Genomic DNA, 22327 nt, shown 5'->3' on the forward strand with positions numbered 1-22327 from the left:
ATAATGTGATTATGTAATCATAAATCCGTGACAACAATAGATGTAATATAGAACAGTATTAATAATTCAGGTCTTTGATTTTTTTGAATTTATGTAGATGTTGTCAGAATATCAGATTTCGACTTTGAGGGTTGGGGGTTCGAACCCTCCCGCGGACGCAATAGATAACAATGTGTGATAAATATTTGTATTAAATTCTAATGAAAGCCTGGGTTTATAACATAAAACCAAAATAATTATGTTTCCATTACAAAGAGGTAGAAGATTAAGAACAAATGAGTCTATTCGTAGTTTGGTAAGAGAGACTATCGTGACTCCACAAGATTTTATGTTTCCTATGTTTATAGCAGAAGGGACGAATGTACAAGAAGCTATTCCATCAATGCCAGGGATGTTTAGACGTTCTGTGGACTTGACTGTAAAGGAAGTAAAAGAATTATATGCATTGGGTATTCGCGCAGTGAATATCTATGTGAAAGTAAGTGAGCATTTAAAAGATAACGCAGGTACAGAAGCTTGGAATGCGAATGGATTAATGCAAACAGCTATTAAAGCGATTAAAGATGCATGTCCAGGTATGATCGTTATGCCTGATGTAGCTTTAGATCCTTACTCTATCTATGGACACGATGGTATTATCGAGAATGGTGTAGTAGTAAATGACCCTACAGTAGAGGCCTTGATGAAAATGAGTGTATCTCATGCTGAAGCAGGGGCTGACTTCGTAGCTCCTAGTGATATGATGGATGGACGTATCTTGCGTATGCGTGAGGCGTTAGACCAATCAGGATATACTGATGTAGGTATTATGAGTTATTCAGCTAAATATGCTTCTGCGTTCTATGGTCCATTCCGTGATGCTTTAGACAGTGCTCCAAAAGCAGATATGGAAATACCAAAAGATAAAAAGACATATCAAATGGATTATGCTAACCGTATCGAGGCTGTAAAAGAAGCTTTATATGATGTGGAAGAGGGTGCTGATATCCTTATGGTAAAACCAGGTATGGCTTATTTAGATATTGTACGCGAGGTGAAAGACGCAGTGAATGTGCCTGTAGCAGTGTACCAAGTATCTGGTGAGTATGCGATGGTGAAGGCTGCATCAGAGAGAGGATGGCTAGACCATGACCAAATCATGATGGAGCAATTAACGTGTATTAAGCGTGCAGGAGCAAGTATTATTTCTACTTACTTTGCTAAAGAAGCCGCAGTACTTTTGAATAAATAGTGGTATCAAATATAATAAATTGAAGAAGCTCAGTGATTAAGTTCACTGAGCTTTTTTTATAAGTCGCCTTTTTTTGAGTTTATACAAGAAGAGTTTTACCTTTACTTTTTTTAACCCATAATACGCAATAGACATATAAACGAAAAGTAATTATACAAAATAGGTCTAAATTAGTGATTAAAGCATACTATAGTATGCTTTTAGAGCTAATGAAAGTGCTATAAAGTAGAATTGCTTTGTAGTATTTGGCTAATGCGGAATGTGGGTTTAAGTTAATTGTGGATAAGATGTCAGATTTTAAAAATAAACAATATCAACTAGAAGAGTTTATACTTCTAGTTAAAGACAAAAAAGAGCGTACTGCAGGATATGATCCTGCCTTTGCTTATGCTATTTACGCTAGAGAAGAAGAAGTCGAGCTAGGATTAACTATTTATGTAGGTGAACCTGTTGAGGTAACAGATAATGATGAAGAGATTTACCCTAGCGAAGTTATAGAACAAGAGATGTGGTATTTGTGTTCTGATGAAGATATTCAGGATGTAGTAGATTTGGCGATAAGTCAAAAGCCTAGTGCAACAATGGAAGAGTTAGTGATGGCGCTAGATTACTATCTGACTATAGATGACTTTATAGATCTAATAGATGAATAAGTAATATTGCTTATTCATTATCGATAAATGGTAAATATGGCTAAGTTTTTTTGTCCGATTATTACACTAAAAGGACTGTTTTGTATAGTTGGAAGTTTAAGTTGTTTTTCTATTTTTGATGGAACAATAAAACAACAACGATGACAACAATTATTAAAACTAGTTTGCTTTTCCTTGCAACAACTCTCTTTGTCGCATGTGGAGGAAAAGAACAAAAAGAACAGCCAGAAGCAGTATACGAATCTGAACGTGGAGAAACGGCAGAGCTATCTATGTCTGAAAAACTCAAGTTAGGGGAGAAGATATTCACAGGTAAAGGTAATTGTACTACCTGTCATATGGCTGATAAAAAATTAATAGGGCCGAGTATGCAAGATATTGTGAAAGGTTATGATGCTAATGGGGCTGACTTAGATGCATTCTTACGCGGTAAAGCCGATGCTATTATCGAGCCTGCACAATTCCCAATGATGGAAGCAAACCTGACTATTACTAAAAAGCTGTCTGCTGTAGAAATGGAATCGCTGATCGCTTATATGCGCAGTTTATAGTCACTTATACTTAATTAAAATATTTGAAGCCCTGTATCATACGATGCAGGGCTTTTGTGTTTATAAGATTAATGACACTATCAATAGTTGATTCTGTTGACTTCTAAGAACATTTATATCAAGTTTAAATCTTGTAATAAGAGTATTAAATCTTGATTTTTTTACGATGAAAAAACAGTGGTCGCATAATGGTCGCATAGTGGTCACATAATGGTCGCATAGTTTTGGCTATTTTTGATGCGACCACTATGCTATCATTATTCCATCAAATTGCTATCAATGTATATTGTTCAAACGTTAGGGAGTTAACTTAATGGAGATGAGATTTCTAAGGTGGAGGAAAGTATTGTAAAAGAGTGTTTATTTTTGAAGTAGAACATAATATTGTTGTTTATTTTGTTTGAATAGTGATCTTTTATAGAGAAATATAATGAAGTGTTCTAATATTATTTATTAAAGTGGAATTGATTGAAAACCCTTGTAAACACTAGCTATTTAGACACATTCTAAGGGTTTATACGAATCATAATTTGTAATTTTACTGTACAAAAATAAATTAACAATTCAATGGACTTCATATATCAAGATCCGTATCCAATCCAAAAGGATGATACGCAGTACAAAAAGATTTCTTCTGAGTACGTAAAAGTTGAAAAATTAGGTGATCGCGAAATATTAGTGGTTGATCCTAAAGGAATTGAGTTAATAGCAGAAACTGCTATGACTGATGTTTCTTTCATGTTAAGAACATCACACTTAGAAAAATTAAAAGCTATACTAGATGATCCGGAAGCGACAGATAACGATCGTTTTGTAGCTTATAATCTTCTTCAGAATGCTGTAGTGGCTATCGATGGAGAGTTACCTTCATGTCAAGATACAGGTACTGCTATCGTAGTAGGTAAGAAAGGGGAGAATGTATATACAGGTGCGAATGATGCAGAGAGCCTATCTAGAGGTATCTTCGAAACGTACCAAAAGAAAAATCTTCGTTACTCACAGATCGTTCCGATCAGTATGTTCGAAGAGAAAAACTCAGGGTCTAACTTGCCTGCACAGATTGATATCTATGCTACTCAAGGGGCTAAATACGAGTTCTTATTTTTAGCAAAAGGTGGAGGGTCTGCTAACAAGACGTTCTTATACCAAAAAACTAAGTCATTACTTAATGATAAGAACTTAACAGAGTTTATCAAAGAAAAAATAATGGACCTAGGTACTGCTGCATGTCCTCCATATCACTTAGCTTTAGTGATCGGTGGTACATCTGCTGAGGCTAACTTAGCAGCAGTGAAGAAGGCGTCTGCAGGGTACTATGATAACTTACCTACATCAGGTAACATGGGAGGTCAAGCATTCCGTGACCTTGAATGGGAGAAAAAATTACAATTAATCTGCCAAGAGTCTAGAATCGGTGCACAGTTCGGAGGTAAGTACTTTACTCATGATGTACGTGTGATCCGCCTACCTCGCCACGCTGCTTCATGTCCAGTAGGATTAGGAGTATCTTGTTCGGCAGATAGAAATATTAAAGCGAAGATTACAGCAGAAGGATTGTTTGTAGAACAATTAGAAACTAATCCAGCACGTCTATTACCTGCATCTGCTCCTCATTTAGAGGCACCTGTAGTAATCGACCTTGATAAGCCAATGGCAGAGCAATTAGCTGAGTTAACGAAACAGCCAGTGAAAACTCGTCTAATGTTAAATGGAACTGTTATCGTGGCGCGCGACATCGCTCACGCTAAGATCCAAGAGATGCTAGACAATGGTCAAGAGATGCCAGAATACTTCAAAAATCACCCTGTATATTATGCAGGACCTGCTAAGACTCCAGAAGGTATGCCTTCAGGAAGTTTCGGACCTACTACAGCGGGACGTATGGATCCGTATGTAGATAGTTTCCAAGCGGTAGGTGGTAGTATGATTATGCTAGCGAAAGGTAACCGTAGCCAAGCGGTAACGGATGCATGTAAGAAACACGGTGGTTTCTACCTTGGTTCTATCGGTGGACCAGCTGCTATCCTTGCGAAAGAGAATATCTTAAGCGTAGAAGTGGTTGACTTCCCAGAATTAGGAATGGAAGCTGTACGTAAGATTAAGGTTAAAGATTTCCCTGCCTTCATCATCACTGATGATAAAGGAAATGACTTCTTTGCTGACCTATAGTATTTAATTAGGAATTGAGAATTAGGAATTAGGAATGTGTGCCTACGGCATGAGGTTATTCGTAAACCTAATTTTTAGCACAAGAATAAACTAACAATTTATAGACGACAATTAAAAGCCGATACTAGCGACAGTATCGGCTTTTTTATTGGCGTATATTAATTATAAGGAAGATTGATTATATGCATTCGTATAAGAATATTTAGTGCGTATTTATTTTTTTAATAATGAGTTGTTTACGGTTTTTGTCATAATCATGGCATGGATTATAGATCTGCTCTAATGGGAGTTTATTTTTGTTTAAATAGATTGATACTTGAAATAATTACTTTTATGTGTAACTTTACAGATAGGAGTTTTTAAATGTTATTAGGATGTTAGATAGGGTTTTTGATATAATAAAAGATGAGGATGCTATTTTGTTTGTAGGAGCAGGGTTGTCTATAGGAGCAGGGTTACCATCTGCTGATGGTTTAAGAGATGCCTTAATACAAAAAATGCCTGCTAGTATGTTAGAAGAGTTGGGAGGGTTAGCTTCTGTTAAATATAAGAATTTGACACACCTTGCAGAAGATATTTTTTTATTGGAGGGAAATAAACAATTATTACTTAGGACTGTTAGAGAGGTAGTTCTGGAGAAAGCTACAAATAATGAAGCACATGAACTTTTAGCCCGTATTCCTCAGTTTAAATATATTGTTACAACTAATTATGATACTCTTATTGAAGATAATAATAAGCAACTTGAAGTTGTACGAAATTCAGATCAATTAGCATTAGCAGGAATCAATAAGCAATTACTTTTTAAAATACATGGTGATTTTACAGTTCCAAATGATATAGTATTAACGACAACAGATTACAACAATTTTCTTGCGAAGAAACAGCAATCTATTTTTTGGAATACAGTTAAAGTTAAATTAGCATCTCATCATATAATATTTATTGGTTATAGTTTAGATGATACAAATGTTACTCCATTAATAGACTCTATAATGGAAGAATTGGGAGATTTACACAAGAATATATATTTTGTATCTCCAGAAGTACCTAAGCCCAAAGAACAGTATTTAAAAAGAAAGGGTATTAAGCATATTGTATCATATGGAGAAGACTTTTTGAGAGCGGTAGTTGAAGATTTAAAAAAAAACTATATACCTAATTTAAAAAAGAAAGTGTACTCTAAAGATATGATACATAAGGTTAGTGCTGATTATGATATAGGATTAACCTTGGATTTAGCTAATAATAATATAGTTGGTTTTAGTAGTTTAGGAGATAAAGAATTGGAAGGTAGGTTTAATTTGAGTATAAAGGGAACAATAGATGAGTTAGATCAAATACATAGAAAATTAAAGGGAGAAGATTTTGAAGATGTGATCTTAACTCCTGAAATGCTGCAGAGTTTTGGATTTTCAATAAACAATTTATGTATACACGATATTGAAGAGCTTAAAGCTTTTAGAATTTCCCCAAGCCCCAAATACGAAGGTATAGTTGACTTTATTTTTGAAGGAGGATTAGAGATAGATGATTTAGATATTGTATTGTTTGCTAGCCAAATAACAGAATATAAGAAGAAGTATAAAATTGTTTTATTTGAAACATTTTCTTTAGTTATTGAAATTACAATAGCAGAAAATAATAGATTAGAGTTTAGTTTAACATTAGATATATTAAAAGATATAAAGAAGACTAACATAGCAACGACTTTTTATGGAATGTTAAATAGATTTTTTCAGAACGAGAAATTTTGTGTTTTAAACAAAGATGGAGACGAGATTTATAATTACAATTTAAATAATAATTTTAAAGGTGATCCAATGGAAATCAATGTTTTAGTTGATTATTTTTCAGGATTACAAAAGGTAGAGCAATTCTTTAAAATTAGATTTAGAAATATTAAAATAAAAGATATTGATTATAGAAAGTTAAAGAATGTTTTAGACTATATAGATGATAAAGAAACTGCTTATAAAATTGAGGACATCAACGTTGGCAAACTGGATAGGAAAACGATAGTTAATCTTGTCAGTGTGCCAAATGAACCTATTTATAGTTTAGGTTGGATGGATAAAGAAGATACTGTTGTTATCTTTCATGAACAGGAATTTAATTTGGGAGTGAAAAACTATATCATTAAAGATGCGTATATAGTAAATAGGCAAGAATTAATGAAAAGTAGTACTGAGGAGTTGATTGTAAGAAGTTCAACTAATAAGTTGTATAGTTTTTTTACTAAAAAATGATACTAACAATAAGATAAAAATATTCATGAGCATAGCCTTATAGGAGTACTAGATTTAGTTCATACAGCTTGTAAATCCAAACAAATGTGTACAGTTTAAGGTGAGATTTATGTTCTTGAATTTTATTAACTTGCCTAATCATAATTGAATACCATGAACGACCTATTATCCTATATATACAATAACCCTTCTAATCTAACGAAGGGTAAGGGGGGAGATGAGTTATTCTTAGCGAAGTACAGTGAGATACAGAAGAATACGGATGCACCTTGCTTTTTTTGGGGTAATGTGAAGAATCCGTTTATTATGGCTCGTTGTCTGATCACGTTGTCTAATGTGGTGAAGTCAAGTTTTAATTTGTCGCCTGCTGATCTAGCTAAGCTAAAAGACCCTATCGCTACGGCAGGGGATGGTAGAGTGCGCTTTGAGGGATTCTCTCACTGTGCAGGTGTATATGCTAGAGTAAATGTGTTGCCTGATGGACTAGAAGGGGAGTTCTTAGAGAATGGGACAACTAATGTGGACTTTAATCAACCTATGCTTACTGCTTTGAATAGTATTAAACAGAAGGAGAATGTACTGCTATCTATTGGGCAAAAAGAAGTGAGTATTCAGACAGAGGATAAGAAAATAGTAGAACGCAAAGTACCTCTTCCAATCAAGTGGATTAAAGGGCTGAGTACTGTACAGATATACTTGTCTAAAGCAGAGCGTGTGCATACGTTTAATAAAATACAGACACAACAGTTGTTTAGAGGGATTCCTAAAGGGGTGATTAAGACAGATTATTATCTAACAGTACGTGGTAATATGCCTGTCTTTACACCTGTTAAGTCTGCTAATGCTGTCTGTGTAGGAGGTATTCATCGCTTGAGATTGTTAGAACCACTGTTACCTTATATCGATAGTATGCAGGTGTATCCGCATCCTGATATGCAGAGTACTACGTGGCAGTTATACTTCGGTGATATTCGTTTTAGTCTGTCATTGTCGAGAGATACTTGGCGTGGTTTCTCAGGAGAGGGAGCTGCATTAGAGTCTTTAATAGATGATGTGGATGATGAATGGATAGATGCGATGGATAAGTACGCTTATGCGAACCAACGCTTTAACCCAACGCTTTTAGCGATGGAAGAAGGATTAGGGTTTACGGATGTAGATAATCTTACAGCACGTATGGCAGCGATGGGGTTGTTAGGTTTTGACTTGGATGACAATGCTTTCTTTTATAGAAGATTGCCGTTTAAGTTAGAGCGTGTTATGAGTCTTAATCCTCGTTTAAGGAATGCTGAGAAGCTGATAGCAGAGAATAAAGTGGAGATTATCAGCAATGCTAATGGACGTGTAGAAGCTCGTGTAGATGGTACTGGAGGTGTACGTCATACAGTTATCTTAGATGGAGGGCAAGAACGCTGTACCTGTGAATGGTACGGGAAGTATCAGGGAGATAGGGGAATGTGTAAGCATGTGTTGGCGGTGAAGAAGGTAGTGGTTAACGGTTAATAGTTTATAGATGACTATGTGGCTGCATATTACGAGCTGTTGGCACGCAACGGTAGGGGCGTAATACTTTACGCCCACCTAAAACATCTTTTAGATGTTTTAATACGGAGCGGGTATATATATGATGGATATACTTTGTGGCTACGTTGCGGGGCGTATAGTGATACGCCCGTACTACTGTGGATATAGATGTCTCGGATTCCTAATTTTAAATTCCTAATTCTTAATTGATTCTTCCTTACAATATTGTTATATTTTTATTACAGTATTTGGCAGTCGCATAATTAGAGGTTAACTTTGCGGCATGCAAATAGACAAAAAAGACATCAGAAGTTTATCTAAGGAACAATTAAGAGATTTCTTTGTTTCTCAGGGAGATAAAGCATTTAGAGGAAACCAAGTGTATGAATGGTTATGGAGTAAAGGGGCTCATACTTTCGAGGATATGAGTAACTTATCTTTGGCTACACGTGAGATGCTAGATGCTAACTTCGTAATTAATCACATTAAGGTAGATAGTATGCAGGTTAGTTCTGATGGTACTATTAAGAATGGTGTGAAGTTACACGATGGTCTTATTGTAGAGTCTGTCTTAATACCTACAGAAACGAGAACTACAGCTTGTGTGTCTTCACAAGTGGGGTGTAGCTTAGACTGTGAGTTCTGTGCTACTGCTCGTCTGAAACGTATGCGTAATCTAAATCCTGATGAGATCTATGATCAGGTACTAACTATCGATCAACAGAGTCGTAAGAATCACGGACACCCTCTATCAAACATTGTGTTTATGGGAATGGGTGAACCACTGATGAACTATAACAATGTACAAGCAGCGATAGATAAAATCACTTCTGAAGAAGGGTTAGGAATGTCTCCTAAGCGTATCACTGTGTCTACTTCAGGACTTCCTAAGATGATTAAGAAGTTGGCTGATGATGGCGTGAAATATAAGTTAGCAGTTTCTCTACACTCAGCTATCGAAGAGATACGCAATAGAATTATGCCTTTCACAAAGAATTTTCCACTGACTGACTTGAGAGAGTCTTTAGAGTATTGGTATAGTAAAACGAAGAGTCGCGTGACGTATGAGTACGTGATTTGGAGAGGAATTAACGATGATAAGGCATCTATAGATGCGTTAGTGAAGTTCTGTAAATATTTACCATGTAAAGTAAACTTGATTGAGTATAACCCTATCGATGATGGAGAATTCCAACAAGCAGATGAACAAGCTACAAATAATTATATCAAAGCTTTAGAACGCAATGATATTACAGTAGTGGTTCGTCGTAGTCGTGGTAAAGACATCGATGCAGCTTGTGGACAGTTGGCTAATAAATCGTAATCAAAAGCAGTAAATATCTGTGTAATAGAAGACTTGACAATTTCTTAATCGTTTACTCTTAGAGGAAACTATTTAATGAGATAAAAAAGTCGTATTTTTGATTTCGATGAATATAGTACAGCAAATAAAACAGCCTATACAAAGTGAGATGGAACTTTTCGAAAAGAAGTTCCGCAACTCAATGACTACTAAGGTAGCCTTACTAAATAGAATCACTTACTACATAGTGAATAGAAAAGGGAAGCAGATGCGTCCTATGTTTGTATTCCTAGTAGCGAAGATGGTCGGTGAGCAAGTTAATGAGCGTACGTATAGAGGTGCTTCTGTTATCGAGCTAATACACACAGCAACTTTAGTACATGATGATGTCGTGGATGATAGTAATAAACGCCGTGGTTTTTTCTCACTAAATGCTTTATGGAAGAATAAGATAGCGGTGTTAGTAGGAGATTACTTATTAGCTAAGGGATTATTATTATCTATAGACAATGGTGATTTTGATTTACTTCGCATTATCTCTGTCGCTGTACGTGAGATGAGTGAGGGGGAGTTACTTCAAATAGAGAAAGCAAGACGTCTAGATATCACTGAAGAGGTGTATTATGAGATTATTCGTCAGAAGACTGCTACACTTATAGCAGCATGTTGTGCATTAGGAGCAGCCTCTGTTCAACCTGATGATGCTGAACTTATCGAGAAGATGCGTAAGTTCGGAGAGTTGATCGGTATGGCGTTCCAAATAAAAGATGACTTGTTTGATTATACTGATGGGCCTATTGGCAAACCAACAGGTATAGATATCAAAGAGCAAAAGATGACACTTCCGTTAATTTATACGTTGAATAATTGTGAACCAAAAGAGAAGAAGTGGTTGATAAATTCTGTGAAGAATCACAATGAGGATAAAAGACGTGTGAAAGAGGTGATCGAATTCGTTAAACAAAAAGGAGGTCTTGAATACGCTACTACTAAGATGGTAGAGTATCAGCAAGAGGCTCTAAATATACTTCGTGAGTTCCCTGAATCTATTTATAGGGAGTCACTGTTTACGATGGTGAACTATGTTATCGAGAGAAAGAAATAAAATATTGAAAAATAGAAAGAGTCGCTTAATATATATTAAGCGACTTCTTTTTTTATCTTTGTAGCTACATTCTTATACTATTATATGATTTCCAAAAGTACTATAGATTCCGTTTTTGATGCTGCTCGAGTAGAGGAGGTGATTGGCGACTTTGTAACTCTGAAAAAGTCAGGGACTAACTACAAAGGACTAAGTCCCTTCGTTAACGAGAAGACACCATCATTTATGGTATCGCCTGTTAAGCAGATTTGGAAAGACTTCAGTTCAGGTAAAGGAGGTAATGCCATCAGCTTTATTATGGAGCATGAGCACTTCACTTATCCTGAGGCTATTCGTTACTTAGCCAAGAAGTACGGTATCGAAATAGAAGAGACTGAACAAAGCGATGAGGAGAAGGAACAACTGAATGAAAAGGAGAGTATGTTCATCGTGTCTGAGTTTGCGAAGAAGTACTTTGAGGAAACGCTATTTCATGCAGAGGAAGGTAAGGCTATAGGAATGACTTATTTTAAGGAAAGAGGCTTTACTCAAGAAACAATCAAGGAATTTGGATTAGGATATTCTCCTGACCAATGGAGTGTATTCACTGAGGCTGCTTTACAGAAAGGATATTCTATCGACTATCTAGAGAAGACGGGACTGACTATCGTAAAGGAAGATCGCAAGTTTGACCGCTTTAAAGGGCGTGTGATGTTCCCTATTCAGAGTATGTCTGGAAGGGTGCTAGGGTTCGGAGGACGTATCTTAACTGCAGATAAAAAGGCAGCGAAGTATCTTAACTCGCCTGAGAGTGACATCTATCATAAGAGTAAAGTTTTATACGGTATATATCACGCTAAGCAAGATATCGCTAAGCAGGATAACTGTTTCTTAGTGGAGGGATATACAGATGTTATTCAGATGCATCAGACGGGGATAAAGAATGTGGTCGCTTCTTCAGGGACAGCACTTACACCTGATCAGATACGTTTGATAAGTCGTTTGACTAAGAATATCACAATGTTATTCGATGGAGATGCTGCAGGTATACGAGCTTCTTTAAGAGGAGTTGACTTGATTCTTGAAGCAGGGATGAATGTTAGGGTTTGTCCATTGCCTGATGGTGAAGATCCTGACAGTTTCGCTAGAAAACACACAAAGGAGCAACTAGACGAATACTTTAAAAACAACGCTACTGACTTTATTCGTTATAAGGCAAACCTATTAATGGGGGAGGCGAAGAACGATCCGATTAAGAAAGCTGAGTTAATACGCGATATGGTACAGAGTATCTCTAAGATACCTGATCAGATACAGAGAGAAATCTATGTGCAGGAATGTGCACGTATTATGGATATCTCAGAGGAAGTAGTGTTTAATTCATTAGCTCAGATAGGAAGAAAGGAGTTAGCTGAAGCAAATAAGAAATATACACAGGAACGCAAGCAGATGGAGGTGGTTCACTCAGAAGGAGTGAAGAAAGAGAGTATAGATCCACAGTATAACTTAGAACGCAAGATTATTGAGATATTGTTGTTATATGGCAATGTAGAAGAACAGTTTATCGAACTTCTATTAGACGTTAACGAGGAGAATGAAGTTGTAGAGGTAGAACATAAGGTAGTACAGAAAGTACATGAGAGAATCTACTTAAGTCTTCAAGAGGATGAGGTACAGCTGACGAACCCCATGTTTAAAGTGATTTATAAAGATCTTATCGATTATTTTAATCATAATACGTGGGAATTAGATAAGTATCTAAAGTCGCTTAGCCCTGAGATAGCTCAAGAGGTGACTAATATTATTATGGAGGATGAGAAAGAAACCTTACACAAATGGGAGTCTCAGAATATCATAGTGAAACAAAAAGATCAAGGTATCTCTCAATATGTTACAGAGACTATTTTGACGTTGAGAATGTTCTTATTGAATACAATGATTGAGAAATATAAAATAAAGCTTAAAGACTGTGATGAAAAGAGATCTTATGAGATGCTGACTCTAATTATGGATTATACTAGCCTTATGAATATGTTCTCAAATAGACTAGGACAAGTAACATCAAGGTTTAAAACGATAGATGAATAAAAAAAGAGGCGATTGCCTCTTTTTTAGTATATGAAGTTTGAATAAACGGAATATTGACTCTGTGAAATGTTTAATTTAGGTAGTATTACATTGTATGTAATAAAATGTGGACGATTGTTAATACTACTATTAATAAAGTCAACAGTTACATTAACTCTTGCTCTAGGGTAGCAGGTTTGCTCTGTTATTGTATTGATCTTTACATTACTCCCTTTTTTGATATATTCTTGTCCTATTAGAATATTTTCTTTGTTAAAGTTAATCTGGTCAACAAATAATCTAGCATCAGTTACTCTACTAAGAAATTCACTTCTAGATGTTATTACAGTGAATACACCTACATCATTACCGAAGTCTTTTACTTTTAGATCTCTTGGGTCAATACCATTTTTATAGAGATCTCTAGTAGGCATAAAACCCTCATAACAATCACGGTTGTCATCATCTGTAGAACATCCGGCTAAAGACAATGACACAATTGTAATTAAAAACAATAAATACTTTTTCATAGCTTAATATTTTTAACAAAGGTATTTAATTATTGCGAATAATTAACAATCACTATTGAATCCTTGTGTTGCTTATTTTAGTTCAGTCGGGATTATGCAGACGGGTATAGGGTTGATCTTGTGTTGGTTTATTCTATTTAATCGGCTATATATATCGAATACCTCTCTTTCTCTTCCTGTAAAGTCATCAGCTTTAGCGCCGTTCATATGTGCTGTCATTGCTATTTCTAGTTCATCATAGTTAGCGCCTAATTGATCTTCATCTGAACGTTCATCTCCGAATAATCCATCAGTAGGTTTAGCTATGATAATGCTACTTGGTACGCCTAAATATTCGCCTATAGCTCTAACTTCTGATTTCATTAAATCTGCAATAGGGCTAATATCTACACCTCCATCGCCATATTTAGTAAAGAATCCTACACCGAAGTCTTCTACTTTATTCCCTGTACCGGCTACTAAGCTTCTGTGTAGTCCTGCGTAGTAGTACAGTGTAGTCATACGCAGTCTAGCACGAGTATTCGCTAATGTTAGATTAAGTAGCGCTTCGTCATTAGAAGAAGGTAAGGAATCTTTTAGTGTTTCGAAAGTTGACGTTAGGTCTGCTACTGTTGATGTTACATTAGAAAAGTTGTTCTTTAAGAATGTAATATGTTCTTTTGCTCTTGACACTTGTGATGGATCTTGATGTATTGGCATTTCTACACATAGTAGTGGTAACTCTGTCATAGCACATAAAGTTGATGTAACAGCTGAGTCTATACCTCCTGATATTCCTATTACATAGCCACTAACTTTTGCATTAAGAGCATAATCTTTTAACCAAGTAACAATGTGATTAGTTACTGCTTCTGTATTCATTTTAATATTGTTTGTCATGACTTTGAAGATTTATGGAATAGGTTGATATCTATCTTATTATATTTGTACCTTGAAAAATAAAAAAAGATAAAATGACTTTCTCCAAATTTACTAATTTATCTAGTGTGGTTTTACTAGTAAGCTGTGTTTTTTGGTCAAGCTGTGGGGATAAGCAAAGTGAACTTGAAAAAGAGATTGCTACTATTCCTATAGAAATGACTATTGCTCGTTTTGATGAAGAGTTCTATAAAATGGATGTTTCACAATTCGAAGGAGTTAAAAAACAGTATCCTTATTTCTTTAATTCAAATCTATCAGATGATTTTTGGTTAGAGAAGAAGAAAGATACCTTGTTTATAGAATTAAACGAAGAGGTTGAGAAGAAGTTTACTGATTTAGGTACATTACCTACTCAGTTAGAAGATTTCTTTAAACATGTCAAGTATTATTATCCACAGGAGTCATCAAAGAAAAAAGTAATTACGCTGATTTCAGAAGTTGATGTTACTGCGAAGGCTATCTATGCGGATTCTTTAGTTTTGATTGCGTTAGATACTTATTTAGGTAAAGATCACCGCTTTTATCAAGGTTTTCCGGACTACTTAAGAGGAACGTTTGAATCAACACAAATCTTACCTGATTTAGCTGAGAGTTTTGTTCTTCAAAAAGCGCCTGCTAATAGAGATCGTACTTTTTTAGGCGGGATGATTCAGTATGGAAAGATTCTATATGCTAAGAAATTATTACTTCCTAAGGTAGAGGATGCTTATGTTATGGGATACACGATAGAGCAGATAAAATGGTGTCAATTAAATGAAGCGGATATGTGGAGGTATTTTATTGATAATAGTTTATTATATGAGACAAATCCTCAATTATCTAGTAGATTCTTGACTGCAGCTCCTTTTTCTAAGTATTATTTAGATATAGATGGAGATAGTCCTGGTAGAACAGGAGCATGGTTAGGGTGGCAAATAGTCAATTCGTATATGCAAAATAATAATGTAACTTTGCATGATCTGTTTAATACAGATGCAAAAGAAATATTTGAAAAATCAAAATACAAACCAAAGAAGTAATGAGTAAAAATCACGTTTCTGATATAAATATTAGAGTAGAGTTAGATGATAATAAGGTGCCTGATAAGATATTCTGGACTGCTGAGGATGGTGGTGTTAACGGTGCTGCAGCTAAGGCGATGTTATTATCTATCTGGGATCATAAAGCAAAAGAAACTCTGCGTATAGATCTATGGACTAAGGATATGCCTGTAGATGAAATGAAGAAGTTCTTTCATCAAACATTAGTTGCTATGTCTGATACTTTTGAGAGAGCTACAGAAGATGAGAAGATGGCAGCAACAATGAAAGATTTCTGTGATTACTTTGCAGAGAAATTAGAGTTGATTGAGAAGTAATAAATTATAAAAAAGCCCTGTGAAGTAATTCTTTACAGGGCTTCTTTTTTGTAGTAAGTTAAACCACCATTAGGTTGCAACCTCTTATATCTGAATGGTCAAATCTTCCTAATATTTCGAAAGAGCCATCTTTATATTTCTTACCTAAGTCTTGTGTTGCTATAAACGAACAAGAGTTTACATTCGCTAAGTCAATGACGTTAACTCCACCGGTTTTTCCTTCTTCCACATAGGTTAGTGCATCTTCAGGATCACGTGTTAGGATGTCCATCCATGGAGGACATTCGAAAATACCATCTCCGAAAGAATATCCTTGAGAAAGTAATTCGGTCATACCATATTCTGAATGTATTTTTGAAACTCCGAAACCATCGCATAGTACTTTATGGAGTTCTTCACGGATCATTTCTTTGCGTCTTCCTTTCATACCTCCAGTTTCCATAATAATTGTATTACTAAGAGAGAACTTCTGCATTTCTATCATGTCTAGTAAGGCATAGGTAACACCTATAAGCAAGATATTCTTTCCTTGTTTATCTAGATTTACTAGTGTTTTGGCTAGTTCTTCGTAATTGTTTAGGTAGAACCCGCTTTCAGGTTGATTAGACCCCTCTATTAAATCTTCTACCATATAGATAAGCGAAGACCCTTCTCTCTCTAGATAAGCTGGTAAAAGGGCTAGAACGACATAATCCTCAATGTTTCCATAGAAATGTGAGAATGCGGCTCTAAAGCTGTATTCATAGTAAGCTAAGTCTGTCACATGATGCTTACTTGTGATCATACCTGTAGTTCCACTACTGGTAAAAGTAATCTGTATAGGATCAGTAGAGCTTAGTATATCTCTACTTTTAAAAAATTCAATTGGAAGAAAAGGTACATCAGTGATAGTCTTAACTTGCTCAGGTGTTTTGTTGAGTAGATTACAGAATTGTTGATATATAGGATTATATTCATACTGGAATCTAAAAACTTTCATAGCTACTCTATGGAAGTCTTTTTTAGTTTGTATTTGTATGATTTCTTCAGGTCTAAACACGATGTATGATATTTAATTACAAAAATACAAATAAAAAAAGAGCATCACTTTCAGAGATGCTCTTTTTAAAAATATAAATCATTAAAATGTAATTCTTATTTGACTACTATTTTTCTAGTAGCAGTAGCGTTACTTTCTCTAATCTTCATTACATAAATACCTGCATTTACACTATAAGGTAGATTTAATTCTCTATTACTTACAGTGGTTGTAAATACTTTCTTTCCTACTACATTGTAAAGTTCTACTTCCTTAGGTTCGTTTTTAGTAGATTCAATGTACAATTTACCATTAGCCACAGCAGGGTTAGGGTAAATAGATAGCCCTTCAATATTCTGATTAGAATATTTTGGTTCATTATTGTAGCGTAAGCCACTTTGTGCAAATGCTGTGCTTCCGCCTAACATTGCAATGAACATCGTGATATAAAAGTATTTTTTTGCCATCTAACTAAAATTATGGTATAAAAGTAATTATTTATTGTGAGATATAAAAACAAAAAAGTGCCTATTTTTTTAAATAAGCACTTTTTTTTAACAATTTTATCTTTTTATTACTATAGGCCTACTGTCCATCCTTTAGTCCATTCTGGTGCATTTACTCCATTTCCAGCTCCTTTAGCTTCACCAGCAGTATACACTTTAGATACATCTACAGCTTCACCTTTCGTGTTTTTACCAGTAGTAGCTTTACCTACGTTAATTAGTTTAACGTTGCTTAAGATTAAAGAACCATTCTTAACATTGTCGATAGTTTCATCATGCTCTACGTCAAATCCTACAGCATAAGATCCGATAACTACATCTGTAAGTTTTCCTTTAGTTCCTTCACGTAATTTCATTGCTGTACCTTTTCCATCTACAGCAGGTAATAATGTTATACCTGTGATTGTTGGGTTAGAATATGGGTCTGCTGATCTGTTTTTAGAATTGTTGTCTGCTTCAACTCCTTTATCAGCAGTTCCTGATTGTTTAGAGAACCAAAATTTATTTTCTTGTCCATTCCATCCTTCTGTCCAGTCGAATTGATCATCATCATTGTTAGTAGACACTAAGTATTGAGCACTTACTGTTCCACCGAACCACTCAAATCCATCATCAGAACCTTCGTGTGCTTGTACATATTGGATAGTAGTTCCACTACCAACTCCGAATAATGAAAGACCATTAAATTCTTTCTCACTGTTGTAGTTTGCTCCTGAATACTCAATTCTTAAATATTTAATTGACCCAGAGTTATCATTTGTTACTTTACCTCCATAAGTTAAGTCAGATACTTCAGCTGTTGCTGATTCTGCTTTATTTATAGGTGCTTTACCACAGATCACTAAACCTCCCCAACTACCTCTTTTTTTCTCAGCAGCAGTCATTACTACTGGTTTGTCTTTAGTACCTTCTACGAAGATTTGTCCTCCTTGTGCTACTGCGATATATGCTGATGTTCCTCCAGTTCCGATAATTGTTGTTCCAGCAGGGATTGTTAATATACCACCATCTTCTACAACTAATTTACCTGTTAAGTTATATGTTTTAGTTCCGTCAAGAGTACGTTTTTCACCTTTCTTAACTGTTCCTTTGATTTCATTTGGTTTTGTAGTTGTTCCACCATCATTGTTGTCATCACTAGATGAACAGCTTACTAATGTTAATGTTGCCACTGCAATTGCGAATCCTGATCTTAATAATTTTTTCATGTGTAATATAGTTTTTTATATGTTTGATACAAAGATGTATAGAAATCAGCCAGTGGGTGTTAAGTGACTGTCATTGAATAATTAACTATTTGTAATTTTAATATTAACCGTGCGTTAACTGTGTTAATTTGATGCTTTTTGAGTGTTTAAGATTAAGTGAATGTGAATAGCCTTAAGGAGGCTATGCTTTATTGATAGACATACTCCTTTTATTTTGTTTATTTCAGGATCTATTATTGTATATAGGAGATAAAAAAAGCGAGAATCAAATGATATGATTCTCGCCTTTAGAAATTGGGGGGTATTTGTGTAATATGCTTGTTTAGAAATTATAGTTTAAGCTTAAACTAAAGTTTCTTCCTAATTTGTAAGATCTCACTAAGACATCTTGCGTTAGGTTTTGTTGTTCTCTTTCGATTTTAGGATCTAATAAGTTCTTTGCATTTACTCCTATACCGAAGTTTTTATTAAACTTCATTTTAAAAGTGAAGTCTAGCATTCCGAATGCTTTATCTACTAAGTTACCACCTTGTTCTGTACCGATAGAGTATAATTTATCAGAGAAGTGAGCATAAGACATTGTAGCCATTAAGTTCTTTTCTCCCCATTCTTTGATATAAGATAAGTCAGCGTTAAGTAAGAAATCAGAAGCTCCAGTAAAATCAGCATTGTCATGTGTAAATGAAGTTGATAAGTATTTATTCTCTTTATTTACTTTCTCGTTATCTAATTTTTGGTATGTCTTCATGATAGAAGCATTTAAACCTCCTGTTATTTTATTTGTATTTACATCATCAAAGCTGAATAAGTTTTTGCGTACTTCGATTTCTACTCCTGTAGCATATCCATAGTCACCAGTGTTAGCATATGTAATGTCGTTTGATGAAGAGGCAGATACGATTTCATTGATTGGGTTTTTGATGTATTTTCCAAATACTGTTGCAGAAACTACTTCGTCATTTGTTGGGAAGAATTCCCATTTTAAATCAGCATTGTAATCATCAGAAGCGTATAAGTCAGGGTTACCTACTTTAATCTCAGTTACATCTTCGTAGATAAATCTTGCTCTTTCTTTAAACTGTGGTAATGTATATGTTTTAGAAGCAGCAAAACGCAAGTTGTTTCTATCATCAACAGCATACTTTAAAGATAAGCTAGGTAAGAAAGCATTTTTATCTAATGTGTTAGATGTCTTTTCTGAATCTAACTGTGTTTGCCAAGTTACTTTTTGAGTGATGGTTTCAAATCTCGCACCGATTGTACCTGAGAATCTATCAGAGAATTTGTATTCAACATTTGCAAAACCTGCATTTACAGTCATATCTCCATCATAAGTTTGTGGAAGTAATGCTCCAGGAGTACTAGCTCCTCCTCTGAATGTATATGTCTCAAAGTATCCGTTGTTGAAGTTTTGTTGGTTAAAGAAGTTGTCTAAAGCGTGTGGATTAATGTTGTTGTTATAGTCAGCATTAATTTGGAATACATACTGAGTAGCTTTAAACTCTCTATTCTTTTGACGTAAGTTATATCCTAAAGTCAATTTACCATTATATTGGTCATAACTGTTCTTTCCGAATTTATAAGAAGCAGCAATATTAGCACTTACTTCATTCTCGATTAGATCTTCAAAATATCTATTGTTATCTGATCTAGAGTTAGTAGAGAATTCGTAGTTATCTTGTCCTTTAATCTTGTTTAAAGTGTACATCTGTCTGTCAGGAGTCTGAGCAGAGATGTTATTAAGCGCTAATCCCCAGTTAAGATCTACTTGATCATTAAGTTTATGATCTCCTAATAACTGATTTACTAATAAACGATCTTGTTTGTAATTTTGTCTTGTTAATAATGAACTCTCATAGTAGTCTTTTCTATCTGTAATATCTCTGATATATCCAGTATACTCATCTACCTTCTCTTGAGAACCATTGATTAATAACACATTGTATTTAATACTGTTGTTAGAGTTGATGTTATAATCAGCATTTAACATTGCAGTTGTATTCGTGTTGTATTCATAAGACTTCATATATAAGTCTTTTGTAAAACTGTTTTGTGCTTGTGCAGTACGGTTTACACCTTCTTTAAACTTATAATTATTGTCAAAAGATAAAGTCGCGAATAGATTTAATGAAGATTCTTTACCGAAGTAAAATGATTTACCACCGTTTAAACCTAAACTCATTCCGTAAGGAGATTTGTTTTTAGTTTGTGTTGAGTTTTTAAAACTAAAGTTGTTTAAAGCATTGCTTGGTTGTTTAGTTTCAGAGAACCCGATGAAACTTCTATCTGATAATGCTCTAAATTTGTCTTCACCTACAGCATTTGTGTTGATATTTGTTCCTACAGAAGCATTAAAGAAAGCTTCTCCACTGTGTTTTTTAGAGATAATGTCAATATTTCCTCCTGCGAAGTCACCTGAGTTTCTTGCATTGTATGTTTTATCGATAGAGATATACTCTACGATATCTGTAGAGAATAAGTTTAGGTCGATATTCTTTTTCTCTGGGTCATTAGATGCTAGAGGTAATCCATTAAGAGAAGTACTGTTATATCTGTCTCCTAATCCACGTACGAATATAGTACCTGTACCTTCTTGTTTAGATACTCCCGTTGTTTTAGCTACAGCAGATGCTACATCACTAACTCCTTTACGAGATAATTCTTGTGCACCGATCTGTTGTTTGATTTCACTAGAACGTTGTTGTTCTATAAGAAGTGCTGATTCTTTTGATTTAGAACGCGTTGTTTGTACTACTACTCCTTCTAGTTCAGTGTGTTCTGATGTTAGAGCAATATTTATTAGTTTGGTTTCTTTTTTTGCTACTGTGATTGTTTTTTCTTGAGTTACATACCCCATGTACTGAAACTGTAAAGTGTATGTACCTGCTTCTAATGAAAGATGGTAAGTACCATCAAGTTCTGTGTTGACCCCATTAGAAGAATTTTTGATAGCTACTGTTGCGTAAGCTAAAGCGTCGTGTGTAATGTCATCTGTTAATTTACCTTTGATATCAGCCTTCTGTCCATAGAATGAGGCTGATGCAAATAATAAGAAGATTACAAAATAATTTTTCATAGAATAAGTGTGTTGTATTATGTAGTGCAAAGAACTTGGTACTATGTGTCCTGAATGTTATTCAAATTTTAATTTTTTGTGTATATTACGTTATCAAATTGTTAACACATTAAATAATTGTAAAGTCTATATTTAGTAATGTATTATGCTCTATATTTGGCCTAGAAAAACACACAACACAAGTATGAAAAATTCTGAGATTAAGATCCTTTTAGCTGATGATGAGCAAGATATTATTGATATCATCGGTTATAACCTTGAACAAGAGGGGTATCAAGTATTCACGGCAAGTAATGGAAAACAAGCTGTAGAAGTAGCTAACACTAATAAACCACACCTTATTATATTAGATGTTATGATGCCTGAGATGGATGGAATAGAAGCATGCGAATTAATAAGAAAGAACACTGCATTAGCGAATAGCGTTATTACTTTCTTAACTGCTCGTGGAGAGGATTATTCTCAAGTAGCAGGCTTTGAGGCAGGTGCAGATGACTATATTACCAAGCCTATTAAACCGAAAGTATTAATGAGTAAAGTAAAAGCATTACTTAGACGTGCACGTTTTGGTGAGGATAGTGGTTCGGAAGTTATTGAAGTAGGAGATATTAGAATAGACAGAGACGAGTATAGAGTATTTGTTCGCAAAGAAGAAATTGTATTCCCTCGTAAAGAGTTTGAATTACTTTATTTGTTAACTGCTAAGCCAGGAAAAGTATTTACTCGTGATGAGATATTAGATGCTGTATGGGGTAATGAAGTAGTAGTAGGGGGTAGAACTATCGATGTACATATTCGTAAGCTAAGAGAGAAAATAGGAGATAACTACTTTAAAACTATTAAAGGAGTTGGATATAAATTCGACCACGCAGATTAATAA

General features: G+C 34.8%; 18 protein-coding genes. 12 read left to right on the top strand and 6 right to left on the bottom strand.

Going from position 1 to position 22327, the window contains the following annotated elements; all coding sequences use genetic code 11:
- Nucleotides 1-238: 238 nt before the first annotated feature.
- The 9 genes from hemB to dnaG all read left to right on the top strand — a co-directional run bounded on the left by hemB (nucleotide 239) and on the right by dnaG (nucleotide 12852).
- Complete coding sequence (gene hemB / locus CF599_RS01775; protein WP_121964327.1) at nucleotides 239-1231, top strand: porphobilinogen synthase; 993 nt, start codon at nucleotides 239-241, stop codon at nucleotides 1229-1231.
- Nucleotides 1232-1518: 287 nt separating this feature from the next.
- Nucleotides 1519-1884 carry a hypothetical protein gene (locus CF599_RS01785; RefSeq protein WP_121964433.1) on the top strand — a complete coding sequence of 122 codons (366 nt, stop codon included), beginning with the start codon at nucleotides 1519-1521 and terminating at the stop codon, nucleotides 1882-1884.
- 164 nt (nucleotides 1885-2048) lie between these two features.
- Nucleotides 2049-2435: a c-type cytochrome gene (locus tag CF599_RS01790; RefSeq protein WP_254050217.1), complete on the top strand. Its 387-nt coding sequence runs from the start codon at nucleotides 2049-2051 to the stop codon at nucleotides 2433-2435.
- A gap of 567 nt (nucleotides 2436-3002) precedes the next feature.
- On the top strand, nucleotides 3003-4604 hold the full coding sequence (locus CF599_RS01795; protein ID WP_121964329.1) for a fumarate hydratase: 1602 nt from the start codon (nucleotides 3003-3005) through the stop codon (nucleotides 4602-4604).
- Nucleotides 4605-4978: 374 nt separating this feature from the next.
- On the top strand, nucleotides 4979-6853 hold the full coding sequence (locus CF599_RS01800) for an SIR2 family protein (protein WP_121964330.1): 1875 nt from the start codon (nucleotides 4979-4981) through the stop codon (nucleotides 6851-6853).
- 153 nt (nucleotides 6854-7006) lie between these two features.
- Nucleotides 7007-8356 carry an SWIM zinc finger family protein gene (locus CF599_RS01805; RefSeq protein WP_121964331.1) on the top strand — a complete coding sequence of 450 codons (1350 nt, stop codon included), beginning with the start codon at nucleotides 7007-7009 and terminating at the stop codon, nucleotides 8354-8356.
- Between the two features lie 304 nt (nucleotides 8357-8660).
- A complete protein-coding gene (gene rlmN / locus CF599_RS01810) occupies nucleotides 8661-9701 on the top strand; it encodes a 23S rRNA (adenine(2503)-C(2))-methyltransferase RlmN (protein WP_121964332.1) in 1041 nt (346 codons plus the stop codon).
- A gap of 106 nt (nucleotides 9702-9807) precedes the next feature.
- Entirely contained in the window at nucleotides 9808-10785 is a 978-nt protein-coding gene (locus CF599_RS01815; protein WP_121964333.1) for a polyprenyl synthetase family protein, read from the top strand.
- Between the two features lie 84 nt (nucleotides 10786-10869).
- Complete coding sequence (dnaG, locus tag CF599_RS01820) at nucleotides 10870-12852, top strand: DNA primase (protein ID WP_121964334.1); 1983 nt, start codon at nucleotides 10870-10872, stop codon at nucleotides 12850-12852.
- Nucleotides 12853-12875: 23 nt separating this feature from the next.
- Here the strand turns inward: dnaG and CF599_RS01825 are convergent, their stop codons facing one another.
- Nucleotides 12876-13361: a hypothetical protein gene (locus CF599_RS01825; RefSeq protein ID WP_121964335.1), complete on the bottom strand. Its 486-nt coding sequence runs from the start codon at nucleotides 13359-13361 to the stop codon at nucleotides 12876-12878.
- 72 nt (nucleotides 13362-13433) lie between these two features.
- On the bottom strand, nucleotides 13434-14240 hold the full coding sequence (gene nadE / locus CF599_RS01830; RefSeq protein ID WP_121964336.1) for an NAD(+) synthase: 807 nt from the start codon (nucleotides 14238-14240) through the stop codon (nucleotides 13434-13436).
- 74 nt (nucleotides 14241-14314) lie between these two features.
- Between nadE and gldB the strand changes: the two genes are divergently transcribed.
- Together gldB and gldC are read left to right on the top strand one after the other, a co-directional pair.
- Entirely contained in the window at nucleotides 14315-15301 is a 987-nt protein-coding gene (gene gldB, locus CF599_RS01835) for a gliding motility lipoprotein GldB (protein ID WP_121964337.1), read from the top strand.
- On the top strand, nucleotides 15301-15639 hold the full coding sequence (gldC, locus tag CF599_RS01840; RefSeq protein ID WP_121964338.1) for a gliding motility protein GldC: 339 nt from the start codon (nucleotides 15301-15303) through the stop codon (nucleotides 15637-15639). The genes gldB and gldC overlap by 1 nt, the downstream gene beginning before the upstream one ends.
- A 58-nt stretch (nucleotides 15640-15697) precedes the next feature.
- Here the strand turns inward: gldC and CF599_RS01845 are convergent, their stop codons facing one another.
- The 4 genes from CF599_RS01845 to CF599_RS01860 all read right to left on the bottom strand — a co-directional run bounded on the left by CF599_RS01845 (nucleotide 15698) and on the right by CF599_RS01860 (nucleotide 21447).
- Nucleotides 15698-16678 (bottom strand): acyl transferase, encoded by a 981-nt coding sequence (locus CF599_RS01845; RefSeq protein WP_121964339.1) that lies wholly within the window; start codon nucleotides 16676-16678, stop codon nucleotides 15698-15700.
- 95 nt (nucleotides 16679-16773) lie between these two features.
- A complete protein-coding gene (locus CF599_RS01850) occupies nucleotides 16774-17124 on the bottom strand; it encodes a T9SS type A sorting domain-containing protein (RefSeq protein WP_254050218.1) in 351 nt (116 codons plus the stop codon).
- Nucleotides 17125-17234: 110 nt separating this feature from the next.
- Nucleotides 17235-18371 (bottom strand): hypothetical protein, encoded by a 1137-nt coding sequence (locus CF599_RS01855; RefSeq protein ID WP_121964340.1) that lies wholly within the window; start codon nucleotides 18369-18371, stop codon nucleotides 17235-17237.
- A gap of 322 nt (nucleotides 18372-18693) precedes the next feature.
- On the bottom strand, nucleotides 18694-21447 hold the full coding sequence (locus CF599_RS01860; RefSeq protein WP_121964341.1) for a TonB-dependent receptor: 2754 nt from the start codon (nucleotides 21445-21447) through the stop codon (nucleotides 18694-18696).
- Nucleotides 21448-21631: 184 nt separating this feature from the next.
- Here CF599_RS01860 and CF599_RS01865 point away from each other — a divergent pair, with 184 nt between their 5' ends.
- Nucleotides 21632-22324: a response regulator gene (locus CF599_RS01865; protein ID WP_121964342.1), complete on the top strand. Its 693-nt coding sequence runs from the start codon at nucleotides 21632-21634 to the stop codon at nucleotides 22322-22324.
- The last annotated feature ends 3 nt before the right edge of the window (nucleotides 22325-22327 follow it).

This window comes from Myroides sp. N17-2 (genome assembly GCF_002286775.1).
Taxonomy (GTDB): Bacteria; Bacteroidota; Bacteroidia; order Flavobacteriales; family Flavobacteriaceae; genus Flavobacterium.

What these genes read in the sequence shown, in the direction of transcription:
- CF599_RS01800 (WP_121964330.1), top strand. Translation starts at nt 4,979, where the DNA reads ATGTTAGATAGGGTTTTTGATATAATAAAAGATGAGGATGCTATTTTG.
- CF599_RS01795 (WP_121964329.1), top strand. Translation starts at nt 3,003, where the DNA reads ATGGACTTCATATATCAAGATCCGTATCCAATCCAAAAGGATGATACG.
- nadE (WP_121964336.1), bottom strand. Translation starts at nt 14,240, where the DNA reads ATGACAAACAATATTAAAATGAATACAGAAGCAGTAACTAATCACATT.
- CF599_RS01855 (WP_121964340.1), bottom strand. Translation starts at nt 18,371, where the DNA reads ATGAAAAAATTATTAAGATCAGGATTCGCAATTGCAGTGGCAACATTA.
- gldC (WP_121964338.1), top strand. Translation starts at nt 15,301, where the DNA reads ATGAGTAAAAATCACGTTTCTGATATAAATATTAGAGTAGAGTTAGAT.
- CF599_RS01850 (WP_254050218.1), bottom strand. Translation starts at nt 17,124, where the DNA reads ATGGCAAAAAAATACTTTTATATCACGATGTTCATTGCAATGTTAGGC.
- CF599_RS01860 (WP_121964341.1), bottom strand. Translation starts at nt 21,447, where the DNA reads ATGAAAAATTATTTTGTAATCTTCTTATTATTTGCATCAGCCTCATTC.
- CF599_RS01865 (WP_121964342.1), top strand. Translation starts at nt 21,632, where the DNA reads ATGAAAAATTCTGAGATTAAGATCCTTTTAGCTGATGATGAGCAAGAT.
- hemB (WP_121964327.1), top strand. Translation starts at nt 239, where the DNA reads ATGTTTCCATTACAAAGAGGTAGAAGATTAAGAACAAATGAGTCTATT.
- gldB (WP_121964337.1), top strand. Translation starts at nt 14,315, where the DNA reads ATGACTTTCTCCAAATTTACTAATTTATCTAGTGTGGTTTTACTAGTA.
- CF599_RS01825 (WP_121964335.1), bottom strand. Translation starts at nt 13,361, where the DNA reads ATGAAAAAGTATTTATTGTTTTTAATTACAATTGTGTCATTGTCTTTA.
- dnaG (WP_121964334.1), top strand. Translation starts at nt 10,870, where the DNA reads ATGATTTCCAAAAGTACTATAGATTCCGTTTTTGATGCTGCTCGAGTA.
- CF599_RS01785 (WP_121964433.1), top strand. Translation starts at nt 1,519, where the DNA reads ATGTCAGATTTTAAAAATAAACAATATCAACTAGAAGAGTTTATACTT.
- rlmN (WP_121964332.1), top strand. Translation starts at nt 8,661, where the DNA reads ATGCAAATAGACAAAAAAGACATCAGAAGTTTATCTAAGGAACAATTA.
- CF599_RS01815 (WP_121964333.1), top strand. Translation starts at nt 9,808, where the DNA reads ATGAATATAGTACAGCAAATAAAACAGCCTATACAAAGTGAGATGGAA.
- CF599_RS01805 (WP_121964331.1), top strand. Translation starts at nt 7,007, where the DNA reads ATGAACGACCTATTATCCTATATATACAATAACCCTTCTAATCTAACG.